General features: G+C 50.5%; 25 protein-coding genes. 13 read left to right on the forward strand and 12 right to left on the reverse strand.

Features of this window, described 5'->3' with window-relative positions; genetic code table 11:
* Positions 1-90 precede the first annotated feature (90 nt).
* Positions 91-1122, reverse strand: coding sequence for a helix-turn-helix domain-containing protein (locus tag GW591_RS08440; RefSeq protein WP_013576063.1), 1032 nt, complete (start codon positions 1120-1122; stop codon positions 91-93).
* A gap of 307 nt (positions 1123-1429) precedes the next feature.
* Between GW591_RS08440 and GW591_RS08445 the strand changes: the two genes are divergently transcribed.
* The 4 genes from GW591_RS08445 to gstA all read left to right on the forward strand — a co-directional run bounded on the left by GW591_RS08445 (position 1430) and on the right by gstA (position 5701).
* Positions 1430-1699 (forward strand): hypothetical protein, encoded by a 270-nt coding sequence (locus GW591_RS08445; protein WP_013576064.1) that lies wholly within the window; start codon positions 1430-1432, stop codon positions 1697-1699.
* A gap of 558 nt (positions 1700-2257) precedes the next feature.
* On the forward strand, positions 2258-3931 hold the full coding sequence (locus GW591_RS08450; RefSeq protein ID WP_013576065.1) for a putative bifunctional diguanylate cyclase/phosphodiesterase: 1674 nt from the start codon (positions 2258-2260) through the stop codon (positions 3929-3931).
* 124 nt (positions 3932-4055) lie between these two features.
* Positions 4056-4922, forward strand: a complete 867-nt coding sequence (gene dapA / locus GW591_RS08455; protein WP_013576066.1) for a 4-hydroxy-tetrahydrodipicolinate synthase — start codon at positions 4056-4058, stop codon at positions 4920-4922.
* A 173-nt stretch (positions 4923-5095) separates the two neighbouring features.
* The gene (gene gstA, locus GW591_RS08460; RefSeq protein WP_013576067.1) at positions 5096-5701 is read left to right on the forward strand and encodes a glutathione transferase GstA; all 606 of its coding nucleotides are present in this window, start codon (positions 5096-5098) and stop codon (positions 5699-5701) included.
* A 92-nt stretch (positions 5702-5793) separates the two neighbouring features.
* On the opposite strand, the gene pdxY is transcribed toward gstA, so the two are convergent.
* The 5 genes from pdxY to anmK all read right to left on the reverse strand — a co-directional run bounded on the left by pdxY (position 5794) and on the right by anmK (position 10502).
* Positions 5794-6654: a pyridoxal kinase PdxY gene (pdxY, locus tag GW591_RS08465; protein WP_013576068.1), complete on the reverse strand. Its 861-nt coding sequence runs from the start codon at positions 6652-6654 to the stop codon at positions 5794-5796.
* Between the two features lie 103 nt (positions 6655-6757).
* On the reverse strand, positions 6758-8032 hold the full coding sequence (gene tyrS / locus GW591_RS08470; RefSeq protein WP_013576069.1) for a tyrosine--tRNA ligase: 1275 nt from the start codon (positions 8030-8032) through the stop codon (positions 6758-6760).
* Between the two features lie 162 nt (positions 8033-8194).
* Positions 8195-8860, reverse strand: a complete 666-nt coding sequence (pdxH, locus tag GW591_RS08475; RefSeq protein ID WP_013576070.1) for a pyridoxamine 5'-phosphate oxidase — start codon at positions 8858-8860, stop codon at positions 8195-8197.
* A gap of 127 nt (positions 8861-8987) precedes the next feature.
* Positions 8988-9299: an MliC family protein gene (locus tag GW591_RS08480; RefSeq protein ID WP_013576071.1), complete on the reverse strand. Its 312-nt coding sequence runs from the start codon at positions 9297-9299 to the stop codon at positions 8988-8990.
* Positions 9300-9383: 84 nt separating this feature from the next.
* The gene (anmK, locus tag GW591_RS08485; protein WP_015690121.1) at positions 9384-10502 is read right to left on the reverse strand and encodes an anhydro-N-acetylmuramic acid kinase; all 1119 of its coding nucleotides are present in this window, start codon (positions 10500-10502) and stop codon (positions 9384-9386) included.
* A 397-nt stretch (positions 10503-10899) separates the two neighbouring features.
* Here anmK and GW591_RS08490 point away from each other — a divergent pair, with 397 nt between their 5' ends.
* Entirely contained in the window at positions 10900-11370 is a 471-nt protein-coding gene (locus tag GW591_RS08490) for an outer membrane lipoprotein (protein ID WP_013576073.1), read from the forward strand.
* Positions 11371-11481: 111 nt separating this feature from the next.
* On the opposite strand, the gene slyA is transcribed toward GW591_RS08490, so the two are convergent.
* On the reverse strand, positions 11482-11916 hold the full coding sequence (gene slyA / locus GW591_RS08495; RefSeq protein ID WP_013576074.1) for a transcriptional regulator SlyA: 435 nt from the start codon (positions 11914-11916) through the stop codon (positions 11482-11484).
* Positions 11917-12110: 194 nt separating this feature from the next.
* Here slyA and GW591_RS08500 point away from each other — a divergent pair, with 194 nt between their 5' ends.
* The 3 genes from GW591_RS08500 to GW591_RS08510 are packed head-to-tail and all read left to right on the forward strand — an operon-like array spanning position 12111 to position 15255.
* The gene (locus tag GW591_RS08500; protein ID WP_015690122.1) at positions 12111-12335 is read left to right on the forward strand and encodes a DUF1656 domain-containing protein; all 225 of its coding nucleotides are present in this window, start codon (positions 12111-12113) and stop codon (positions 12333-12335) included.
* Position 12336: 1 nt separating this feature from the next.
* Entirely contained in the window at positions 12337-13194 is an 858-nt protein-coding gene (locus GW591_RS08505; protein WP_013576076.1) for an efflux RND transporter periplasmic adaptor subunit, read from the forward strand.
* A 9-nt stretch (positions 13195-13203) separates the two neighbouring features.
* Positions 13204-15255 carry an FUSC family protein gene (locus GW591_RS08510; RefSeq protein WP_166860480.1) on the forward strand — a complete coding sequence of 684 codons (2052 nt, stop codon included), beginning with the start codon at positions 13204-13206 and terminating at the stop codon, positions 15253-15255.
* A 5-nt stretch (positions 15256-15260) separates the two neighbouring features.
* On the opposite strand, the gene GW591_RS08515 is transcribed toward GW591_RS08510, so the two are convergent.
* Entirely contained in the window at positions 15261-16157 is an 897-nt protein-coding gene (locus GW591_RS08515; RefSeq protein ID WP_112152180.1) for an aldo/keto reductase, read from the reverse strand.
* A gap of 129 nt (positions 16158-16286) precedes the next feature.
* Positions 16287-16526 (reverse strand): DUF1289 domain-containing protein, encoded by a 240-nt coding sequence (locus GW591_RS08520; RefSeq protein WP_121019057.1) that lies wholly within the window; start codon positions 16524-16526, stop codon positions 16287-16289.
* A gap of 406 nt (positions 16527-16932) precedes the next feature.
* Here GW591_RS08520 and nemA point away from each other — a divergent pair, with 406 nt between their 5' ends.
* The 3 genes from nemA to rnt all read left to right on the forward strand — a co-directional run bounded on the left by nemA (position 16933) and on the right by rnt (position 19408).
* On the forward strand, positions 16933-18030 hold the full coding sequence (gene nemA, locus GW591_RS08525) for an alkene reductase (RefSeq protein ID WP_121019056.1): 1098 nt from the start codon (positions 16933-16935) through the stop codon (positions 18028-18030).
* A 161-nt stretch (positions 18031-18191) separates the two neighbouring features.
* Positions 18192-18599 carry a lactoylglutathione lyase gene (gene gloA, locus GW591_RS08530; RefSeq protein WP_013576081.1) on the forward strand — a complete coding sequence of 136 codons (408 nt, stop codon included), beginning with the start codon at positions 18192-18194 and terminating at the stop codon, positions 18597-18599.
* Between the two features lie 92 nt (positions 18600-18691).
* Positions 18692-19408 carry a ribonuclease T gene (gene rnt, locus GW591_RS08535; protein WP_013576082.1) on the forward strand — a complete coding sequence of 239 codons (717 nt, stop codon included), beginning with the start codon at positions 18692-18694 and terminating at the stop codon, positions 19406-19408.
* A 75-nt stretch (positions 19409-19483) separates the two neighbouring features.
* Here the strand turns inward: rnt and GW591_RS08540 are convergent, their stop codons facing one another.
* Both GW591_RS08540 and GW591_RS24190 read right to left on the reverse strand, forming a co-directional pair.
* A complete protein-coding gene (locus GW591_RS08540; protein ID WP_013576083.1) occupies positions 19484-19843 on the reverse strand; it encodes a Grx4 family monothiol glutaredoxin in 360 nt (119 codons plus the stop codon).
* Positions 19824-19952 (reverse strand): hypothetical protein, encoded by a 129-nt coding sequence (locus GW591_RS24190; protein WP_255347866.1) that lies wholly within the window; start codon positions 19950-19952, stop codon positions 19824-19826. Before GW591_RS24190 ends, GW591_RS08540 begins: the two co-directional genes overlap by 20 nt.
* Positions 19953-20305: 353 nt before the next feature.
* On the opposite strand from GW591_RS24190, the gene GW591_RS08545 reads away from it, so the two are divergent.
* A complete protein-coding gene (locus GW591_RS08545) occupies positions 20306-21205 on the forward strand; it encodes a C40 family peptidase (RefSeq protein ID WP_013576084.1) in 900 nt (299 codons plus the stop codon).
* 165 nt (positions 21206-21370) lie between these two features.
* Here the strand turns inward: GW591_RS08545 and cydH are convergent, their stop codons facing one another.
* Positions 21371-21541, reverse strand: coding sequence for a cytochrome bd-I oxidase subunit CydH (gene cydH, locus GW591_RS08550; protein WP_112152178.1), 171 nt, complete (start codon positions 21539-21541; stop codon positions 21371-21373).
* A gap of 253 nt (positions 21542-21794) precedes the next feature.
* On the opposite strand from cydH, the gene purR reads away from it, so the two are divergent.
* Complete coding sequence (gene purR / locus GW591_RS08555) at positions 21795-22820, forward strand: HTH-type transcriptional repressor PurR (protein ID WP_013576086.1); 1026 nt, start codon at positions 21795-21797, stop codon at positions 22818-22820.
* The last annotated feature ends 31 nt before the right edge of the window (positions 22821-22851 follow it).

The raw sequence follows: 22851 nt of genomic DNA on the forward strand, positions 1-22851 counted from the left end.
CGCCTCGCAGAGGCAAAATCAGAATAATGACAGATCAGGAAATGCGTGAATGGTTAACACTTTTCGTACAAAAATGGGGCAATCAATGCATTAAAGCGAAGTCACCCAATTCACATGAGTGGCATCCGCCTGCCCCGATTGCTCAGCATCACGGCGGAATTTCTCCCGCATCTCAGAAGGCGTTGTGCCATAGAATTCATGGAAATAGCGACGTAAAGCGCTGGGTTCCAGGCCACACTGTCTCGCAATGGCGGCCAGACTTTGATCCGACATCGAAGAGGTTCGCAGGAGGCGCTTCGCCAGCAGTAAGCGCCGGCTGCGAATGAATTGCGCGATGCCGCCAAGCGGTTCAAACAGGCGATACAACCCTGAGCGCGAAATAGCAAAATCTTTGCACAGAATATCAATACTGATCGGCCTGCCGAGATGCTTTTCGATATACAGGCAAATGCGCTCAAGACGTGCACTTTGCTCAAACGGATGTTCCACCTTCTTCCCCGCCACCAGATGCAGTGTTTGCAGGAATACCGACGCCGCCCCCTCGCCAGTGCTCAGTACTTCCTGTTCGGTCATCTGATCAAACACCTGCACCATCGTCGCAAAATGATTGCGCAGAATGATGTTCACCGGTGAGGCTGCCGGAATACGCTTTCCGTGTAACGAGGCAATATCGACATTAAAATGCAGGCTGTGCTTGGGCATAATAATGTACTGATAAGAACCGAGACGCGGTTTCTGCTCGCCCGGATACACATGGATTTTAATCGGCTGCGACATATCCTGGATCAGGATATCCCCCTGGCTCAGCATGAACCGCTCGCCGAAACACTGGCAGTCCATCCCCCCGATAATCACAATGAAAATGACGATATGATCGGGCATCGAAAACAGGTTGCCGTACTGGCGATTGATATCGTGCTCACTGACAGTCAGCACACCGCCAATCACGCGGCCGAAGTTGTAGCCGGTGACGCTCCAGTCAAATTCTTCCCTGTTGCGATCCGGCAGTTCAAGTTTGAAACCTGCGCTGGACATTCCGTCTTCCCATTCGTAAAAACGGGTGTCGAAATCCTGATAAATGTTCGCACTATCAACGATCTTTCGTGATGATGAATCGCTCATTTACTCACCGAGAATTAAGATAATTCCTAAAAAGATAATCCACCACGGCCTGATAAATCAATCCTCAGCAGTAATTGGTAATACTTTTTCATCATAAAAAACTATTTTTTAGTCAGCCTATAACGTTTAAAAGACTGTAAAATCAGTCAGTAAATCGCGCTATTCAACGAATAGCGCTGGCAGGTTGTTCGCGATAATAATTTCAGGATCAGTTAATATCGCGAATAATAACCCGCTTTTTTCGGTTTACTCTCCTTCAAAAAAATCTACGTCAAATGATTGACTCCACTCATCCCGGGAGCGTGCGATGGTAAAAAGAAAGGTTCTGGAAGAGGGACGTCAGCTTAAAAGAATGAATGCCGAAACCCGCAGGCAGTCGCACATGCATAAGTGGTTCGCGATTGTGGCTGCTCTCGACTGTGTGCTGGTCATTTTTTATGATCAGGATATGCGCAATATCGTTTTCTCAGCGGGTGTCTGCGCGGTGTGCACCTACCTCTGGCTGAAAGGCCGTAAACAATCCCGCCGTTACCGCCGCGAATGGGATGAAAAATTTGGGACTAAAAAGCATCCCTGAGACTTCATGTCAGGCTGTTCTTCTTCCGTCGCCTTAGCGTTTATAAAGAAATTCCTAAATATGATAAAAGTGTTTCTGTCCTGCACGGATCATCAGTCACAATAACAGTTCGCATACCCGCCACACTCTTTCACCGATTTGTTATCACAGTCCTGTTAAGCTAATTTCCCCAGGACCGTATCTGTCGGCAGGTTATCTCCTGCTTCGGTTAGCTCTGAATTCGCAGAATAATATTCCGATGACGAACGATATCGGTATGGCATTCCGTGATGCCCAATCAGGATTCGGTCTCGCCCTTATTAATCCAGGCAGATCATGCTTTGTATCGGGCAAAATTCGCCGGTAAAAACCGCATTGAACTGAGTTGATCGTTATTCACCCGAATAATATATCGAATACCTTACTTAGGGCGTGATAACCGATTGAATTTTAAAATTTAAAAACAACGGTAATATTCTCATCCGATTGTGAGTAATAATTGCAAAAACAATCTGATGAGTTTACTGGCTAACAAACTGTGCCACATCACACTCATTTTCTGCTCGGGGTATTTAACTCATGCTTACAGATATTGCGATATGCCAGGCAGTTCTTGATGCTCTTCCCGAAGCGACAGTCCTTAAAGATAATGAGCGTAAACTGGTATTCCTTAATCAGAAAGCCAGCGAATTTTATGGACGTCCACGGGAAGAATTGATTGGTCAGGATGTTTCTTTTTTCACAGATCCTGAACAATCTGCCCGGCAGCGTGAGCGCGATATTGAAGTTCTGGAAACCGGAGAGAAAACGGTCAACGAAGAAACGCTGGTTGACCCGTCAGGTAAGCGACGCAATGTGCTGGTACGTAAATCCCGCGTCACGCTGGAGACACGGCATTTCATTCTGACCTCTATTATGGATATTTCGCTTTTGCGCAGTTCAGAAGCGCAGATCCGCTACCTTGCCCGTCATGACGTATTAACCGGCTTGCCGAACCGGACGGCATTGAGTGAAGAACTTAGCCAGATTGCCGCCCGGCGCATGTATCGCCCTGACCCCTGCGCCCTCTTCTTGTTGAATCTCAACGATTTCAATTACATCAACGACACATACGGCTATCAGGCGGGCGATGCCATTCTCTGCGAATTCGGCCAGCGTCTGCGTAATGAAGTCGGCAACAGCGGAACAGTTTCGCGCATCGGCGGCGATGAATTCTCGATTATCCTGCGCAATAATCCGACCAGTGAAATGGCCAATAATCTGGCGCTGGAAATACTGGTGATGATGCGCCAGCCGTTTACGCTGACGCGGGCTAATCCGATGATTACGATTTCATTCGGCATCGTGATGTTTGGTGCAGAGAATATTACCGCCGGCGAGATCATGCGCCGCGGGAATACGGCGCTGCTGGAAGCCAAGCAGCGCGGCAAAAATATGTTCTCGTTTTATTCTGAATTGCTCGATGCCAGCAGCGTCAGTAAACGCATTATGGTGAAAGCGCTGGCGGAATCACTGGCCAAAGAAGGTGACCTGACCTGTGTTTATCAGCCTATTTTACGCAGCCACGATGAGAAAGTCGTTTGCGTTGAAGCGCTGGCACGCTGGAACCACGGCGTGCTCGGACAAGTCTCGCCGGTACAATTTATCGCCCTGGCCGAAGAGACCGGACTGGTTATTCAGCTCGGTGAAATTGTTCTGCGGCAGGCGTGTCGGGATATCAGGAATTTTGAACGGCTCAATCTGGCGATCAACGTTTCTGCTGTTCAACTCGGTGAACCGGATTTCGGACCGCGTATTCTGGCGGTTCTGGCAGAGGAAGATTTCCCGCCTTCACGGCTCGAACTTGAACTGACCGAAACCTCAGTGATGAACGCCAACGGGATCAGCCTCAGCCATCTCGCTAAATTACGTCAGGTCGGGGTTAAAATTTCGCTCGACGATTTTGGTACCGGTTATTCCAGCCTCAGTTTGCTAAAAGATATCTCGGTAGACAGCGTGAAAATTGACCGTTCGTTTGTGCAGTACGTCACAGAAGTGAATGATACCGCCGCGATTGTTTCTGCCGTGTCTCAGCTTGGCAATAAAATGCATCTCAACGTCATTGCAGAAGGCGTTGAAAATCAGTTGCAAAAAACTTTCTTAGTATCAGCAGGTTGCTCGCACCTCCAGGGCTATCTGTTCTCGCGTCCCGTACCGGTAGAAGTGTTAAGCACGTTACTGAGCAATGAAATGAACATGTTATCCAGTACGTAAACCATCTATTTATAAGCACCATAGATAACTCAAAACACCTTATTAATTCATTCAATTGGCGCTCGTCCCTGTTTTACTGACATGATCCGAGGCTGATAAATCACGCCGTTTAAGGAACTACATCATGTCATCGTTTTCAGGTATCTGGGTCCCGCTGGTCACGCCTTTTCATCAGGGTGAGATCGACTTTACTGCACTGAAATCATTGTGCACCCGGCTGCTCAAACGGGGCATTGACGGCGTCGTCGTCTGTGGTACGACCGGTGAAGCCCCGATGCTCACCAAAGAAGAACAACTGCAGGTTCTGGATGCTGTGCTGGAAGTGGTACCGGGTCATCAGGTGATCATGGGGCTGTCAGGCACGCATATGCCAGTTATCCGTGAAATGCAGGATGCGATTTTACACCGTCCTGTTGCTGGTTTGCTGATCCCCGCGCCTTACTACATCCGCCCTTCTCAGGCCGCACTGGTCGCCTGGTTTACGGAAATTGCAGATCACGCCACAGTGCCGGTGGTGCTTTACAATATTCCTTATCGTACTGGCGTACAGATGGAGCTGGACACATTCCGTCAGCTGGCAAAACATCCGCGCATTACCGCCGTAAAAGATTGCGGAGGCAGCATAGACCTGACGCTTTCACTGATTGCTGACGGCGAACTCGACGTACTGTGTGGCGAAGACGTGCAGATATTTTCAACCCTGAGCCTGGGCGGTAAAGGGGCGATTGCTGCCTCGTCGCATATTTTCACGGAAGAGTTTGTTCAACTGATTAAACAGTTCAAAGAGCAGGATATCGTTGCCGCACGTAAAACCTTCTTTGGCTTACTGCCAATGATTCGTCTGATGTTTTCTGCCCCGAATCCGGCGGCCATTAAGTTCGCGTTATCGCTGGACGGCTTGATGGATAACGAGCTGCGTTCTCCTATGCTGCCCGCGCCTGAAAACGTTGAACTGGCCGTGCGTGGCCTCCTGAACCAGCACTCGCGCTGAGGGCGTATGTTTGATCAGAATATGAGTAACCGGACGCACTGTCACAATTAAAACACTGACTTTTGCTCCCGCCAGTTCTAGGATAGAAGCAGTTTTTATATAGCCCTATCGCCACCCTGTGAAACGGTAATGTCTCGCGGGGTCCGGCGGGTTGCTCATCCAATGGAGTGTTTATGAAACTGTATTATAAACCCGGAGCCTGTTCCCTTTCCCCTCATATCATCCTGCGTGAAGCGGGTCTGGACTTCAGCATTGAGAAGGTTGATCTGGCGACCAAGAAAACAGAAACCGGTGATGACTTCCTCGCAGTGAACCCCAAGGGGCAGATCCCCACGCTGTTACTCAATGATGGCAGTATTCTGACCGAAGGCGTGGCTATCGTGCAGTATCTGGCAGACCAGAAACCAGACCGTCAGCTGATGCCGGAACAAGGCACGCTGGCCCGTTATCACGCGCTGGAATGGCTGAACTACATTGCAACTGAGCTGCATAAAGGTTTCTCGCCATTGTTTAATCCGAAAGCCCCCGAAGAGTTCAAGACATTAACCCGCGAAGCACTGAGCAAAAAATTTGCTTACGTGAATACCGCCCTCAAAGACAATCATTTCCTGCTGGGTACGCGTTTCAGCGTGGCAGATGCTTACCTGTTTACCGTGATGGGTTGGGCGAAGGCACTGAAATTTGATCTGAGCGCACTGACGGAACTGAACGCCTACCTTGACCGCGTTGCCGCACGCCCGGCTGTTGATGCGGCTCTGTCGGCTGAAGGTCTGAAATAACCGCTTTCGTGGTGTGATCGCCAACAAAAACGCCCCGGCAGCTACAGCGCGGGGCGTTTTTTTATTCAGGAAAAGAGGTATTCAGGCAGTGATTACAGTTTTACCGCCGGGAAATGATGCTCAGGTTTGACCATTTTGTCCTGCGCTGCCACGATTTGCAGCTCGTATTCACCCATCGCATGCGTCGCCAGCATGACTTCATAAACTGCAGCGGTCACGTGCTCAAGCGCTTTATCCAGTGCTTCACCCTTGAGCAAATTCACCAGCAATAAACCGCTGGTCAGGTCACCCACGCCAACCGGCTGACGGACACCGAAATCAACCAGCGGACGGTCGATGTGCCACGCTTCACTCGCAGTAACCAACAGCATTTCAAAACGGTCACTGTGATAACCAGCGCGGCTCAGGTGCTTCACCAGCACAATTTTCGGGCCTTTGCTGATCAGCTCCCGCGCAGTGACGACGGCTTCTTCAACGCTTGCCACGGCGTGACCGCTCAGCAGTTCAAGCTCCAGCAGATTCGGCGCGATAATGTCACAGTTAACCAGCGCCTGGTTGCAATGGAACTCAGCAACGCCCGGCGCCACGATACAGCCTTTTTCAGGATGTCCCATGACCGGATCGCAAAAATACCAGGCATCGGGATTCGCAGCTTTCACCCGACGAACAATCTCCAGAATACTTTGCCCTTGCTCCGGCGAACCGATATAGCCACTCAGCACCGCGTCGCAATCCTTCAGACGATCAATTTCCGCAATTCCCTGCGCAATTTCAGTCAGATGTGCTGCAGGCATCACGCAGCCGGTCCAGTGTCCGTACTGAGTGTGATTGGAAAACTGAACAGTATTCAGCGGCCAAACGTTTGCGCCCATACGACGCATAGGGAATTCCGCCGCGCTGTTACCCGCGTGTCCAAAAACTGTGTGTGACTGGATAGAAAGAATGCTTTTCATGAAGAATTTCCGATTGCAACGTCATCGGGGAGATGGCGGGATTACTGATATCAGGGAACAAAAACGGGAGACCTTGCAGCCCCCCGTCCTACCGGCCTAAAACTTATGCCCAGAGCAACAGCGTATAGTTCTTTTTACCGCGACGCAGCAAGGTATAACGGCCAAACAGACGATCACTGTCAGCGAAGCTGTATTCTGTATCCGTCTGTTTTTCGCCATTTACAGAAACCGCGTTAGAGGAAATCATGGTACGCGCCTGGCCTTTCGACGGTGCCATACCGGCGATAACCAGCGCCTGTTGCAGATCCGTATCACGAGGCACTTCAAACAGTTCCAGGCCATCCTGCGCAAGCTGGCCGAAATCGACCTCTGTCATCTCGCTCAGGGAACCGGAGAACAGGCTCTGCGTAATGCGTTTTGCGGCCGCCAGACCTTCTGCACCATGAACCATACCGGTGACTTCCTCAGCCAGAACGTACTGTGCGCGTGGCGCTTTACCGCTGGTTTTGTCTTCTTCTTCCAGCGCATTGATGTCTTCAATGCTCATGAAGGTGAAGAATTTCAGGAAGCGGTAAACGTCAGCATCCGCCGTGTTGATCCAGAACTGGTAGAATTTGTACGGGCTGGTTTTCTTCGGATCCAGCCAGACTGCGCCACCTTCAGTTTTACCAAATTTAGTGCCGTCAGATTTGGTGATCAACGGAACGGTCAGGCCAAACACCTGTTTCTGATGCAGACGACGGGTCAGATCGATACCTGACGTAATGTTACCCCACTGGTCCGAACCGCCGATTTGCAGCTCAACTTTGTGCAGATCGTAGAGGGAGGCAAAATCGTAACCCTGCAACAGGTTGTAAGAGAATTCAGTGAAGGAGATACCACTGTCATCACGGTTCAGACGCTGTTTCACCGCTTCTTTATTGATCATCTGGTTAACAGAGAAGTGCTTACCGATATCACGCAGGAAAGTCAGCACGTTCATGCTGCCGAACCAGTCATAGTTATTGGCGGTGATAGCGCTGTTTTCGCCACAGCTGAAATCCAGGAACGGCGAAACCTGCTGGCGGATTTTCTCAACCCATTCATTCACGGTTTCATTGGTGTTCAGCTTACGCTCCGTGGCTTTAAAGCTCGGATCGCCGATCAGACCGGTTGCGCCACCCACCAGAGCCACTGGCTTGTGCCCGTTCAGCTGAAAGCGTTTCAGGCAAAGCAAAGGCACCAGATGTCCCAAATGCAAGCTGTCTGCGGTAGGATCGAAACCGCAATAGAGTGCAATTGGCCCTTGCGCCAGTCGCTCTGCTAACGCTTCTTCATCCGTCACCTGGGCAATGAGGCCCCGCTCTTGCAATTGTTTAATCAGGTTGCTGCTCGCCATCAAAGACTCCGTTTGTTTGTACTCAGAAATATGTACTGAATGTGTGCAGATTCATGTCTGACATCATGCCGTGCATGTGCCTTTTCTCTCACCTTTACGGGGAACGACATAGAATAAAGCGCCCGTCGTCCGAGCGCTAGGAAATCGCGTATTTTTTCGTGGTCAGGGGGCGAGGCGGTCTATTTTCCAGCCAGTTTGAGGCTCTGCTTCGTCACGCTGGTAAATGAACCGATCGTGCAGACGATGTTCACCGCCCTGCCAGAACTCCATCGAATCCACTTTGACGCGGAAACCGCCCCAGAAACTTGGCAGCGGCACTTCGCCATTGCTGAATTTCTGTTTCAGTTCGAGGAATTTGCTTTCGAGCACGCCGCGTGCCGAAATTCGGCTGGACTGCTGCGAAACCCATGCGCCGATCTGGCTATCTTTCGGGCGGCTGGTGAAGTATTTCATGACTTCCAGCGTAGAGAGACGTTCTGCCTGACCGAGCACAATCACCTGCCGGTCCAGCATGTGCCACGGAAACAACAGGCTGATGCGTGAGTTGTTTGCCAGTTGCTGCGCCTTGCGACTCCCCAGATTGGTGTAAAACACCAGCCCCTTTTCGTCGTAGTGCTTAAGCAGCACAATGCGCTGGAAAGGCTGTCCGCGCTCATCAACCGTCGCCACCACCATCGCCGTCGGGTCAGCCAGACGGGCGTCACAGGCCTGTTTCAGCCAGTGTTCAAACAAAGGCAGCGGCTCAGGGGTTAAATCAGCACGACGCAGCCCGCCACGGGTGTATTCGCGGCGCGAGTCCGCAATATCAAACTCTTTGTTATCAGACATATGGATTAAGTTGCGTATCTAAGGAAGGTAAGCGCATTGTGCACCCGCCGCGTCAGGATCTCAATGTTCCTGACGCGGCGCGGAGTAAACGCAGCCAGCGCATCTGCAACTCGAAGTATGAAAGGGGTTATTTTTGGACGCAGTCGTCGATAATGACGTTCTCACCACGCTGCACAAAGGCCTGATTACCTTTAGACCAGAACGTGTAATGGCCATCGCTGTATTGGGTGCCAGAAGCGGACTCAATCTGTTTCAGTTTCAGCTGTTCACCATCGAGAACCATACTGACCTGCTGCGCCGGTTTATCCAGCGTGATCGTCAGCGGTAAGGTCCCGCACTGGTAGTGTAATTCTTCTGTCGGACTTTCGGTCTGGTGGCTGAACTGGCTGCATCCTGCCAGTGTGAATCCTGCTAACGTAGCGATAATCGCCTTTTTCATTCGGTGCTCCCTGATGGTCTTCAATTATCTCTTTTATGTACCACGCCCGCAGGCGCAGCACATTGAGATAAAACCGAGAACGCATCAGGAACGGGTTGAAACAACCGGATAAATTGCGCCGAGCAGAGTTTCACGACTTGCACCGGTAACCGACGGCAAATTGCCCGGCTGACCGGATAACGTGCGGAATGCCAGCCAGGCAAACGCCAGTGCTTCCATGTCATCACCGCTGATACCGCAGGCATCCGTGGTGCAAACTTCCGTGCCCGGCAACATGGCTGAGAGTCGCGCCATCAGTAACGGATTGCGCGCCCCGCCGCCACACACCATCAGCCGGTCGCATCCGCCAGCCAGTTGCACTTGCTCGGCGATGCTTACTGCGGTCAGTTCAGCCAGCGTCGCCTGCACATCCGGCGGGGAGATTTCAGGAGCACGCGCCAGTTGCTTTTCCAGCCACGCCATATTGAAATATTCACGCCCGGTACTTTTCGGTGCCGGTTCGGCAAAGTAAGGATCAGACAGCATCTGCTGGAGCAAACGTAAGTTCACCCGCCCCTGATTTGCCCATTCAGCCCCTTTATCATATGGCTGTGCCAGATGACGCCAGACCCACGCATCCATCAACATATTTCCCGGACCGGTATCGTAACCACGCACCGGCTGGCCCGGCAGCAGCATTGAAAGATTCGCGATGCCGCCAATATTGAGGATCATACGGCGCTCGGCCGGATCAGCCAGCAATGCCTGATGGAAAGCAGGCACCAGCGGCGCGCCCTGCCCGCCCCATGCCATATCCCGGCGACGAAAATCGCCCACGGTGGTAATGCCGGTCATGGCCGCAATGCGGTTGTTATCACCCAGTTGCATAGAAAATGTCGTGTCACCTTTCGGCTGATGCCAGACAGTTTGCCCGTGGCAGCCAATGGCGGTCACTTCGTCAGGGGAGATATTGGCATTTTTCAACAAACCTAATACGGCCTCACCGAACAAAATACCCAGCTGAGTATCAAGCGTCCCGACCTGTTCAAGCGTCACCTGCTGGCCCTGACACATCCCGAGGATCGCATTTTTCAAAGCCAGAGGAATAGGATGTGAATAGCTGGCTTGCTGCGCGACCATGTGCTCATCAATGGCGGCCAGTACGACATCAACACCGTCGAGACTGGTGCCGGACATCACACCGATATAGCGACCTGACTTCATAGATAACATCCTTAACTCTCCAGGAAACTCGTCAGAAAAAGTAATCACCACAGAGTAATCGGTATTTGAAGGGCAACGCCATGAGTTACTGATTTTTTATTACATGGTGTGATGACTTCGTGTTTTTCTTGTTACGTTTTTTATTCCTGAAAATAGCCGTGTTGTAAAAACCACCAATAACAACATCGGATACCCGTATTTTTGATTGCGCACTTTGCTGTCTAAAACGTAAACCTGCGTTTATTATTAGTTGAGCACGCCTTCTGTATACTAGGTGGAAGTGAAACAAGTATGTTATATGACACCTTCGACACTGATGTTGAACTTGTGCACTGTTTTTTCTCTGTTGGTGCCGCTACTCTCAAACGTATGCAGCAGCATAATAAAGGAGCTATTTATGATTAAGCGTTTACTCGTCGTCGCCCTTGCCGGTGTTTCCCTTGCTGGCTGCGTCAGCGATAACTCTCTGTCTGGCGATGTTTACTCCGCATCCCAGGCGAAGCAAATTCAGCAAGTGACCTACGGCACCATCGTGTCTACCCGTGCAGTACAAATCCAGGGCGGAGATGATGCAAACATCGTCGGCGCACTTGGTGGTGCGGTATTGGGTGGTTTCCTGGGGAATACCGTCGGTGGGGGTACCGGACGTAGTCTGGCAACCGCTGCAGGTGCAGTCGCAGGTGGCGTTGCAGGTCAGGGTGTGCAAAGTTCGCTTAACCGTTCAAACGGCGTAGAACTGCAAATTCGTCGTGATGACGGTACAACCATTCAGGTGGTTCAGAAAGTCGGAGCAACCAAATTCAGCGTCGGCCAGCGTGTGAGCATGGCCAGCAGCGGTAGCACAATTACTGTGTCCCCTGGCGCCTGATTTTCCCGATCTCAACGCAAAAAACCGAAGCCAGTGGCTTCGGTTTTTTTATGGGTAATTCTTTTCTGTCGGATCAAAAGCAACGCTGTGTGACGTAATAAAAGTCGATTTTTATGATTTGCTTTGCAGGGAAGCAATATTTTTTTCCAGCCGGGACAACATCCCGCCCAGTTGTTCGATTTCAGAAGAAGACATGCCGGACAAAATTTCTTTACGCGTGCAATCAATAACTGATTCCATTTCATTAATGATCGGCGCGGCTTCTTCAGTCAGCTTGATGCGCTTAGCACGGCGATCGCTCGCACAAGTCTGACGGGTGATCAGCTTCTTTTCTTCCAGTTGATCAAGCGTACGAACCAGAGACGGTTGCTCAATCCCGATGGCTTTCGCCAGCTGAATCTGAGACTGCTCCGGAGGTAACATATTGATATTATGAAGTGTTACCCAATGTGTTTGCGTGAGTTCCAACGGTTTTAACCGATCGTCAATCAACGCACGCCAGGCACGAACTAATCGTGCTAGATCTGACCCCAGATTCGATTCCAATTATCCCCTCCTTATAATTAGCATGCTAAGATAACTCCCCAGAGTTTAGCTTAGTTTTAGGAACATTAATCGAGAAATTACAATTCTATATATAATAGTAGGTACGATTGCATCCGGAAGCAGAGTCTCTGCTTCCAAAGTTAAGCTTGTTTATAACACAATCACTGGCAGAGATTAATATTGTGAATGCGCAAATGTTTCACTCAGGCTTCCCGCTACCGGATCTGGTCCTGGGTGCCTCACTTTATTTCCCCCCGATGTTCAAAGCATTTTTACTGGGATTCGTATTCTGGCTTTTGATACATCGCGTGCTGCGTGATTGGATTTATTCCGGTGAAGTCTGGCATCCCACCCTGATGGATTTATCTCTTTTTGTGATCTCTATTTGTGCCGCACTGATGCTTATGGTGAACCTCTGAAATGAAATTTAAGACACTCAAATATTTCTCTACCGTGCTGGTTTTCGCGGTCGCAATTTGTGCAGGCTGGTGGATGTGGAATTATTATATGCAATCGCCCTGGACCCGGGACGGCAAAGTGCGCGCCGAGATTGTCAATATCACGCCGGAAGTTTCGGGGCGCATTATTGAAATAAATATCCATGATAACCAGTTTGTTAAAAGCGGAGACCCGCTTTTCAGTCTGGATCCGGTGCCTTTTAAAATCGCTGTTGATAATGCTGAAGCTGCAGTAGCGAAAGCCGCAGCTGATTTGGCCAAAGCCAGTCACGAAGCCCGGCGCCGCAGAGGGCTGGGTACCAATGTTATTTCCGCCGAATCCCTCGATGAATCCAATATCAGCGCCAAAGCTATGCAGGCGGCCTATCAGGCGGCACAGGCATCATTAGAACAGGCCAAATGGAATCTGAGTAAAACCACAATTGTTGCGCCGACTGATGGTTATATCACCAATCTGCAAACCCGCCGTGGAAACTATGCCACGTCCGGGACACCGCTGGTCGGGCTGGTGGATATTCATTCTTTCTACATTCTGGGATATTTCGAAGAAACCAAACTCAAAAATATTCGCGAAGGTAACATGGCGGATATCACACTATTTAACGGCAATATTCCGTTGCAGGGTCGGGTCGAAAGTATTGGCCGGGCTATTTATGACCAGAGCCTCGATGCCCCGGAAGATTTGCTGATGAATGTGAAACCCAATGTGCCGTGGGTACGTCTGGCCCAGCGTGTGCCGGTGCGTATTCAGCTTGAGAATGTGCCGGAACACGTGGTGCTGGTTGCCGGAACCACCTGCACAATCGCAATCCGTAATTAAGGCCGCGCAGTGAATCTTTCCTGGCTCGAATGGAAAAATACTCCGTGGGGAAAAGCCACGTGGGGTCAATGGCGCTACGCCCTGCGCAATTCCATCGCGATGATACTGGCGCTTTATATCGCTTTTGAATTTCAGATGGACGAGCCTTACTGGGCCCTGACCTCGGCAGCGGTGGTGAGTTTCCCCACCGTCGGCGGCGTTATCAGTAAAAGTATCGGGCGAATTATGGGCAGCCTGCTGGGTGCCGTGGGCGCGGTGTTTATTGCCGGACATTGTCTGAATGAGCCCTGGCTCTTCACTTTTGCCATTGCCGCATGGCTGGGGATTTGTACCTACGTCTCCAACCATTATCAGAACAACGTATCTTATGCGTTTGCCCTGGCAGGTTACACGGCGGCAATCATCGCGTTCTCCACCGTAGACGTCACCGATGCGACACAGATTTTTGATATCGCACAGGCGCGTGTCGGCGAAGTCATCACCGGTATTTTGTGCGGTGGTTTTATGATGATGGTACTGCCCAGTACGTCCGACGGTGATGCCCTGCTCACCTCGCTGCGCAAAATGCATACCCGGTTGCTGGAACATGCGCAATTGTTGTGGCGTACGGAAATTTCAGATCAGATCAGAACGTCGCACGAAGGATTGATCGGCCAGATCCTGACCATGAATCTTCTGCGTATCCAGGCATTCTGGAGCCATTACCGCCTGCGTCGCCAAAATAATGTCGTTAATTATTTACTGCATCAGCAATTACGCATGACCAGCTACATTTCCAGCCTGCGCCGGATGCTGCTGAACTGGCCCAATCCCCCGGAAAACTTACAAGAGGTACTGGTCGTTTTGCTTGATGAACTGCGTAAGCCGGACACGGATAAATTCAAGCTGTCCAGAATTCTGCTGCATATTCAGCCACAGGATACGTCTGATTTCCGCCATCAGGCTTTCTGGCACCGTTTACGCGATTTTTGCTGGCTATATCTTCGCAGTGAACGTTGGTTGCAGCGGGTGGAAAATGCCAACGCAGCCAAAGCCGACACTCTCCAGCCACCGAAAATCAGCCATCTTGCCCAGCACACCGATACCCTTGAGGCCGCGTACAACGGGCTGCGGACATTTTTGTGTATTGTGATCGGTTGCGCCTTCTGGATGACGACGCAGTGGGATTCAGGTGCCGGTGCGGTGGCACTGACGGCTGTCAGTTGCGTGCTTTATTCTTCCACGGCCTCGCCGATCAGCAGTATCACGCTGTTAATAAAATCATTGGGGTTACTGTTTGTCGGCTGTTTCCTGCTGAAATTTGGGCTGATGGTCCAAATCGACAATTTCTGGGTGTTCTGCGCTTTCTTCCTGCCGATGTTAGTAACGATGCAGATGATGAAACTACAATACAAAAGTTACGCCGGTTTATGGGGGCAAATGATTGTGTTTATGGGATCTTTTTTAGCCGTCACGAATCCGCCGGATTACGACTATCAGTCTTTTATGAATGACGGCGTAGCGAAAATTGCCGGTGTGATGTTGGCCGGAATTGCCTTTCAGGTGTTAAGGCCCAGCTCTGATAAGCGCAAAAGCCGTCGCATTATCCGCGCCCTGCGTCGTGATTTTATGGATCAGCTTAGCCGTAACCCCTCGCTGAGCCATTTCCAGTTTGAATCCCTGATTTATCACCGGATGAATCAGCTCAATCAAAGTAAAGATCACCTCTCCCGAACCTGGTTATTACGCTGGGGTGTGGTGCTGCTTAATTGCAGCCATATTGTCTGGCAGTTACGCGAATGGGAAACCCGCTCGGATCCGCTGTCTGCGGTGCGGGATGTGTGTATTCATTGTCTGAAAGGGGTAATGACGGAGCGCGGCGTCAGCCATGAAAATCTGGACGCCACGTTGATTGAGTTAATGCGGATGAGCAATTCACTGGCTCACCATCCGGAACCTGCAGCGCGTGAACTGGCAGGCGTGATCTGGCGTTTATACTGCTCGCTGTCACAATTGCAGCAGGCCATCTCAACAGAAGATGGCCCGGCGGATCCCGCTGTCAGCGCCACAAAACCCGCGTGAAAACATTAAGGTACATCAAATCCTAATGCGGCTTTACGAATGCGGAACCATTGCTGACGGGTCATTTCCAGAGACAATGACTTCAGCGCTGACTGCACGCGCCCGATTTTGCCCGAGCCGATAATCGGCAACGGCTGAGACGGCAGCCGCATGACCCAGGCGTAGACCACCTGTTCAATAGTGTCTGCGCCAATTTCATTCGCCACAGTCTGAAGTTCATCACGCAGCGGCTGGAATTCTGTATCGCTGAACAGACGACCGCCCCCCAGACAGGACCACGCCATCGGTTTGATACGCAGTTGCTGGCAAAGATCCAACGTGCCGTCAAGAATGGCGGGCTGATGAATGGGGGAAATTTCTAGCTGATTGGTCACCAGCGAAAACGGCAGACGCGATTGCAACAAGCTGAACTGTGCCGGGGTGAAGTTGGACACACCGAAATGTTTTACTTTGCCGCTTTTATGCAACCGCGTGAACGCCTCAGCGACTTCATCGGCATCCATCAGCGGATCCGGGCGGTGGATCAGCAATAAATCCAGATAATCGGTACGCAGATTGCGCAGTGATTGCTCCGCACGATCCACTATGTACTGCATATCCGTAATGTAATGACCGATTTTGTTGTCGGGATCTGCCGTGGTGGCGATGCCGCATTTACTGACCAGTTGCATTTTTTCGCGCAAAGAGGGGTTAAGACGCAACGCCTCACCAAATGCCGCTTCGCACTGATAGCCGCCATAAATATCTGCATGATCGACTGTCGTAATGCCCATTTCAATGTGCTGTTCCATGAACGCCAGAACCTGTTGCGGCGTCATGTTCCATTCCATCAGCCGCCAGTAACCACAAATCAGCGTTGAAAATACCGGCCCTTGCGGAGAAATCGGGGTGTGTGCTTCCATTGTGAATCCCTTATATTTTCGATTTTCGACCCACAGAATACACAACGCCCGTGGTGCTGTATTGATGCGACGAGCAAGAATTGTCAGGAAGCGGACCGCCGTCACGATGGCGATAAATGACAGGTGAAATCAGAACAACTCCGGTTGCTGCGGCAAGGGTTCGTCCGGCTGTTTTCCTGCACGTTGCTGGCGCAGCAGGCGTTGCTGACATAACCGCAGCACATGGCGTTTTTCTGTGTCAGTCATTTTTATCCAGCCGAAACGCTCCTCGCGACTGCGCAGGCAGCCACGACAATAACCGCGTTCATCAGTCTGACAAATGCCACGGCATGGACTGGGGATGTCAAAAAATTCGAGCTGCTGAGCCACACACCCTCCGCAAATAACGGTGAACATTTATTCAAGACGCTTTCCTGCTATCCCGCAAGGTAATTTACGTCTTGTGTTTCATTCTTCAAATATCTGCAACACAGATCTGCTACCGTCCGTTTAGCCGTTTTCACCTGTCGGAAAATGGCCCTACTGTTTCGCAAGCCCTCACCAAGAAAACAGAGGTTTGCCCTCACCTCAGCCGGCACCCGCCGGCTCTTTTTCAATCTTTTTTGCCCTTAAAGTATGGATGCAAACCTGAAATCAGGATGCGTTTGGTGAAAAAGCACCGTGCGCGTAGTCACAAACAGGTCAGATGCGATAGAAAGGTGGCATTAAGAAAGGGTCGTTTGACGTGAAAGTTATCCATGAACGTCTTACCGATCAGTCCATTAACGTCGGAGTTATTGAAATGACCAAGCTTTTCACCCCCATTGTTGTCGGTAAAAACACGTTGTCTAACCGTGTCTTTATGGCACCGCTTACCCGTCTGCGCAGCATCGAACCGGGTGACATCCCTACACCGCTCATGGGCGAATATTACGCACAGCGCCACAGTTCTGGCCTGATCATTACTGAAGCCACTCAGGTTTCATTCCAGGCGAAAGGGTATGCCGGCGCACCTGGCCTGCATACGCCGGAACAAGTCGCTGCATGGAAAAAAATCGTGGACGGCGTACATCAGAAAGACGGGCGCATTGCGGTTCAGCTGTGGCACACCGGACGTATCTCGCATAACAGCGTTCAGCCTGACAACCAGACACCGGTCGCGCCTTCGGCCGTCAACCCGAACACGCGGACCAGCTTGCGTGATGAGCAAGGTCACGCCATTCGTGTCGATTGCCCGACACCGCGCGCCTTAGCGTTCAGCGAAATTCCGGGGATCGTGAATGATTTCCGTCATGCTGCCGCCTGCTCCGCCGAAGCTGGTTTCGATTACATCGAACTGCATGCCGCGCACGGCTATCTGCTGCATCAGTTTATGTCTCCGGCGTCCAACCTGCGTGAAGATGAATACGGCGGCAGCATTGAAAACCGTACCCGTCTGACGCTGGAAGTGGTTGATGCTGCCATCGGGGCTATTGGCGCTGAACGTGTGGGCATCCGCATTTCGCCAATGGGTCCCTTCAACGGGCTGGATAACGGCGAAGATCAGGAACAGGCGGCTATCTACCTGCTCGATGAACTGAACAAGCGCAAACTCGCTTACCTGCATATCTCCGAACCGGACTGGGCTGGCGGCAAACCTTACTCCACAGAATTCCGGGCAGTGATCCGTGCGCATTATCAGGGTGTGATTGTGGGGGCCGGTGCTTACACCGCAGAAAAAGGCGAAGAACTGATCGAAAAAGGTTATATCGATGCCGTGGCATTTGGCCGCAGCTATATCGCGAACCCTGATCTGGTTGAGCGCCTGAAATCTCATGCGCCTCTCAACGAACCCAAACCGGAAACTTTCTACGGCGGCGGTGCGCAAGGCTATACCGATTATCCGACACTGTAATAATTAAAAAGAGTGATTCACTTCTTGCAGCAGAAGAGGCCCTCCTTCTGCTGTTTTTTTTGGTCAGTCATTCAACAAGCCGTCGCCGTAATACAGACAAAACGGCGGCTATCAGTTAGGCTTGACCCGTTAACTCTCATCCTGCAAATAAAGAGGAACCTATGCGTTTACTCCACACCATGCTTCGCGTTGGCGATCTGCAACGTGCTATCAGCTTCTATACCGATGTTTTAGGTATGCGTTTGCTGCGTACCAGCGAAAACACTGAATATAAATACTCTCTGGCTTTCGTCGGTTATACCGAAGAAAGTGAAGGTGCAGTGATCGAACTGACCTATAACTGGGGCGTCGACAGCTATGACATCGGCACGGCTTACGGTCATATCGCCTTGGGCGTTGATAACGTCGCGCAAACCTGTGATGACATCCGTAATGCAGGCGGGAAAGTGACCCGTGAAGCCGGCCCTGTCAAAGGTGGATCTACCATTATCGCGTTTGTAGAAGATCCGGACGGCTATAAAATCGAGCTGATCGAATCCAAACACGCAGGTCAGGGGCTGGGGAATTAATCTTTCCCGGACACTGACAGGGGCGCAATCGCGCCCTTTTTTATTGACCCATTTTTGCCACAACCCTGCAAGTGGCGGCAAAATTTGCCATAATGCGTGCTGAATTCGATGAAGATAAGAAACTAATGGCCGAGAATAGTGACATTAACGCCCTGAGAGGCCGTTTTCGTGGTTTTTATCCCGTGGTTATCGACGTAGAAACCGCCGGATTTAATGCCAAAACCGATGCGCTGCTGGAAATTGCAGCCATCACCCTGAAGATGGATGAAGACGGCTGGCTGCAAAGCGATGAGACCGTGCATTTCCACGTCGAGCCCTTTGAAGGCGCGATACTGGTGCCGGAAGCCCTGGCGTTTAACGGTATCGATCCGACCAATCCGTTACGCGGTGCAGTCAGTGAATATGAAGCCCTGCATGAGATTTTCAAAGTCATCCGTAAAGGGATGAAAGAGCAAAACTGTAACCGCGCGATCATCGTGGCGCACAACGCCAATTTTGATCACAGCTTCCTGATGGCAGCGGCTGAACGTGCCGGACTGAAACGTAATCCGTTCCACCCTTTTGCCACGTTTGATACCGCCGCATTAAGCGGGCTGGTGCTTGGGCAAACGGTGCTGGCAAAAGCCTGTATCAGCGCGGGCATCGTCTTTGACAGCAGCCAGGCACATTCTGCGTTGTATGACACCGAGCGCACAGCCGAGTTGTTCTGCGAGCTGGTCAACCGCTGGAAACGCTTAGGCGGCTGGCCTCTGGCGCTTTCAGACGAAGAAGTCGAAGACGAAACAGCATCGGAAGAAAATCAGCAATAACAACTTTTGCACCGAACTGAAGACAAAAAAAGAGCGACATCATGTCGCTCTTTTTACTTTCCGGCCGAAAAACCGTTAGTCTTCTGTCGTATTACTCTCTTCAGAAGATTTGTATTTCTCAGCGGTTTCTTTGATCAACTGCTGCAGTTCGCCGCGCTGGAACATCTCAACCACGATGTCGCAGCCGCCAACCAGTTCACCGTCAACCCACAGTTGCGGGAACGTTGGCCAGTTAGCAAATTTTGGCATCTCAGCACGGATGTCCGGGTTCTGCAGGATATCCACGTAAGCGAAACGCTCGCCACAGGCTGAAAGCGCCTGAACAGCCTGAGCGGAGAAACCACAGCTTGGCAGTTTCGGCGAACCTTTCATGTACAGCAGAATCGGGTTTTCAGAAACTTGCTTCTGAATTTTTTCAATTGTTGGAGTGGTCATTTCTTGCTTCCTCAAGCCGGTACAGGCTGTCACGATCATTACTCTTCACGCGCAGCATAAAGAGACGGTGCGCAATCACAATACCTTCTATTGTAACGATGGCAGCCATCAGATAAAAACGCCATTTTTTGTGGGGTCTTTCTCAATACTGGCATTTTGTTTAACAATCTTTAATGTGTGCGCTCAGGCTCACATCTTTAAACATTCATTGAGAATAACATTTTTGGCGTTCACCGATAACGCCAGATTTGCAAAATTCCATTCTTTAACTCAAATATTAACACCATGAAAAGTGGTTATTTTTTTGACTAAAAATGGCGGTTATTTCGACATAAAAAAAGCCATTAACTTTTTCTCACAATATGATCTAGAATCGAGTCAATTCGTGCTTTTTTGTCAGGTTCTTTTAGGCAATACTCTGACATCCCTGATGTTTAACCTACCACTCATGGTAACGAAGCTATGCGCTTACTGTTCACGCTTTTTGTGCTGCTCTTTACCCAGCTATTTCTGAATATGGCACATGCATCGCCGCAGACACGTGTTTCTGCCGATCAGCGTAAAAGCCATGTTAATCAGGCTGCACCTGAAGAACGGCGAAAGCGAAAAACGGTGGCCGCGAAAACCAGTAAAAAAACTAAAATCGCGCCAGTGACAGAACAAAAAATTCAGGACAAGAATTCGAAGAAGAAAGTTAAAAGTACCGAACTGGCTAAACGAAAGACCACGACGGAGAAAAGTGTCAAAACGACCCGGGCCGAAAGTAAAAAAGAAAAGACACTGAAGACCACGCGGGCCGAAAGCAAAACAGTGAAACACGCCAAAACCCGTTCACTCGCGAAAAACAGCACGGAAAGGGTCAGTAAAAAAGAAGCGTATGGCCGGCACCGTAAAGGTAAAAAGCCCGAAGAAGACAGCAAACCGATTACGCTAAGTGCAACGCATAAAAAACGCTATCAGCATGCCCAGCAAACGGCGATGACCAAACTGATGCATCAGGTAGGAAAACCGTATCGCTGGGGCGGAACCTCGCCGAATACCGGTTTTGATTGCAGCGGCTTAGTCTATTACGCCTACAAAGATTTGATCCGTATTAAAATGCCACGCACAGCGAATGAAATGTATCACCTGCGCGATGCGGCTCCGGTTAAACGCGGCGAACTTGAAAGCGGTGATCTGGTGTTCTTCAGAATCAATAACCGCGGCGCAGCAGACCATGTTGGTGTTTACGTGGGGAACGGCAAGTTTATTCAGTCTCCAAGAACGGGCGAAGACATTAAAATCACCTCTCTCGGCGACGATTACTGGCAAGATCATTATGTGGGTGCACGCCGGGTAATGACGCCGAAAACGATCCGATAATAAACAATTCGTTAAGTCTGAAGTTTCGCTAATCAGCCATTGAATAGCATTTAACGAAGAGTTTCTGCAGGGAAGAGTATCGGCGGTAACGGCCACTGCGTAAAATTGAAAAGGGCGATTCCTGTAACAGGAATCGCCCTTTTTTATGGCGGATCACTTACTGAATCAGTTCATCACCGCAGTGAAACTGAAAGCGATAATCATAAGCAAAGCGCATACCGTGGTGATCAACGATAATTTCAGGTTGCTGTCCATCAAACCCCCCTTTCGGATCAAATTGTGGCATTTTTTAAGCCACACTAATTGTGTGCCAACGCATTTTCGCATAATTAACATTTAAAATCTTGTGCTGAATGACAATGTATCCCTGAGAATTTTACTTCCACTTTCCTGCATTATAAGAGAAAATTGTCGGTTAACACGCCTGTGTGCCGGTTGATTTCACCCGAGAGCATTTCACGCCTCATTCTGAAGAATCCACCCAACGATTTCACTGCCCTTTTAGAAGCCAGCAGTGAGATCCACGCAAGCAAACGATTAACATAATGCTAACGTGCTGAAACACGTGAGTTCAGGAGTCATTGTTTACATGGCAACGATTAAAGATGTCGCAAAGCGCGCTGGCGTTTCCACTACAACCGTGTCGCACGTCATCAATAAAACACGTTTCGTCGCCGAAGAAACCAAAGAAGCGGTTCTCCTTGCAATCAAAGAGTTACATTACTCGCCGAGTGCTGTAGCCCGCAGTCTGAAGGTCAATAACACCAAAACGATCGGTCTGCTTGCCACCTCCAGCGAAGCGCCCTATTTTGCCGAAGTGATTGAAGCCGTAGAAAACAGCTGCTTCTCCAAAGGCTATACGCTGATTTTGTGTAACTCGCATAATAATCTGGAAAAACAACAAGCCTACCTGCAAATGCTGGCGCAAAAACGCGTCGATGGCTTGCTGGTGATGTGCGCGGAATATCCTGATGAGTTGCTCAATATGCTCGAGGAGCACCGTTCGATCCCAATGGTGGTCATGGACTGGGGCGAAGCGCGTAAGAACTTCACCGACAGCATTATTGATAATGCTTTCGAAGGGGGTTACATGGCCGGGCGTTATCTGATTGAACGCGGTCATCGTGATATTGGGGTGATCCCGGGCCAACTGGCACGTAATACCGGCGGTGGCCGCTTCCAGGGTTTTGTGAAAGCACTGACTGAAGCCAATATTCCGCTGCGTGACGAATGGGTGGTTCAGGGCGATTTCGAGCCGGAATCGGGCTATCAGGCGATGCATAAAATTCTGATGCAGAAGCACCGCCCGACTGCCGTATTCTGTGGTGGCGATGTGATGGCAATGGGCGCAATCTGTGCCGCAGACGAACTGGGCCTGCGCGTTCCTCAGGATATTTCCGTGATCGGTTACGACAATGTGCGTAACGCCCGTTACTTCTCCCCCGCGCTGACAACCGTGCATCAGCCGAAAGAACGTCTGGGTGAAATGGCCTTTACCATGTTGCTGGACAGAATTGTCAGTAAGCGTGAAGAGTCTCAGACCATTGAGGTGCATCCGAAACTGGTCGAACGCCGTTCCGTAGCCGATGGTCCGTACCGCGATTACCGCCGTTAACAGATATCGAACGCCTGCAGATGCAGGCGTT

Source organism: Rahnella aceris (assembly GCF_011684115.1).
Classification (GTDB): domain Bacteria; phylum Pseudomonadota; class Gammaproteobacteria; order Enterobacterales; family Enterobacteriaceae; genus Rahnella; species Rahnella aceris.

Coding starts and splice junctions, on each gene's coding strand:
- rnt (WP_013576082.1), top strand. CDS start 18,692: ATGCGTGCTGAATTCGATGAAGATAAGAAACTAATGGCCGAGAATAGT.
- gstA (WP_013576067.1), top strand. CDS start 5,096: ATGAAACTGTATTATAAACCCGGAGCCTGTTCCCTTTCCCCTCATATC.
- gloA (WP_013576081.1), top strand. CDS start 18,192: ATGCGTTTACTCCACACCATGCTTCGCGTTGGCGATCTGCAACGTGCT.
- tyrS (WP_013576069.1), bottom strand. CDS start 8,032: ATGGCGAGCAGCAACCTGATTAAACAATTGCAAGAGCGGGGCCTCATT.
- dapA (WP_013576066.1), top strand. CDS start 4,056: ATGTCATCGTTTTCAGGTATCTGGGTCCCGCTGGTCACGCCTTTTCAT.
- GW591_RS08440 (WP_013576063.1), bottom strand. CDS start 1,122: ATGAGCGATTCATCATCACGAAAGATCGTTGATAGTGCGAACATTTAT.
- GW591_RS08450 (WP_013576065.1), top strand. CDS start 2,258: ATGCTTACAGATATTGCGATATGCCAGGCAGTTCTTGATGCTCTTCCC.
- cydH (WP_112152178.1), bottom strand. CDS start 21,541: ATGTTAATTATGCGAAAATGCGTTGGCACACAATTAGTGTGGCTTAAA.
- GW591_RS08445 (WP_013576064.1), top strand. CDS start 1,430: ATGGTAAAAAGAAAGGTTCTGGAAGAGGGACGTCAGCTTAAAAGAATG.
- pdxH (WP_013576070.1), bottom strand. CDS start 8,860: ATGTCTGATAACAAAGAGTTTGATATTGCGGACTCGCGCCGCGAATAC.
- GW591_RS08545 (WP_013576084.1), top strand. CDS start 20,306: ATGCGCTTACTGTTCACGCTTTTTGTGCTGCTCTTTACCCAGCTATTT.
- GW591_RS08480 (WP_013576071.1), bottom strand. CDS start 9,299: ATGAAAAAGGCGATTATCGCTACGTTAGCAGGATTCACACTGGCAGGA.
- GW591_RS08490 (WP_013576073.1), top strand. CDS start 10,900: ATGATTAAGCGTTTACTCGTCGTCGCCCTTGCCGGTGTTTCCCTTGCT.
- purR (WP_013576086.1), top strand. CDS start 21,795: ATGGCAACGATTAAAGATGTCGCAAAGCGCGCTGGCGTTTCCACTACA.
- GW591_RS08505 (WP_013576076.1), top strand. CDS start 12,337: ATGAAATTTAAGACACTCAAATATTTCTCTACCGTGCTGGTTTTCGCG.
- GW591_RS08500 (WP_015690122.1), top strand. CDS start 12,111: ATGTTTCACTCAGGCTTCCCGCTACCGGATCTGGTCCTGGGTGCCTCA.
- anmK (WP_015690121.1), bottom strand. CDS start 10,502: ATGAAGTCAGGTCGCTATATCGGTGTGATGTCCGGCACCAGTCTCGAC.
- GW591_RS08540 (WP_013576083.1), bottom strand. CDS start 19,843: ATGACCACTCCAACAATTGAAAAAATTCAGAAGCAAGTTTCTGAAAAC.
- GW591_RS08515 (WP_112152180.1), bottom strand. CDS start 16,157: ATGGAAGCACACACCCCGATTTCTCCGCAAGGGCCGGTATTTTCAACG.
- GW591_RS24190 (WP_255347866.1), bottom strand. CDS start 19,952: ATGGCTGCCATCGTTACAATAGAAGGTATTGTGATTGCGCACCGTCTC.
- pdxY (WP_013576068.1), bottom strand. CDS start 6,654: ATGAAAAGCATTCTTTCTATCCAGTCACACACAGTTTTTGGACACGCG.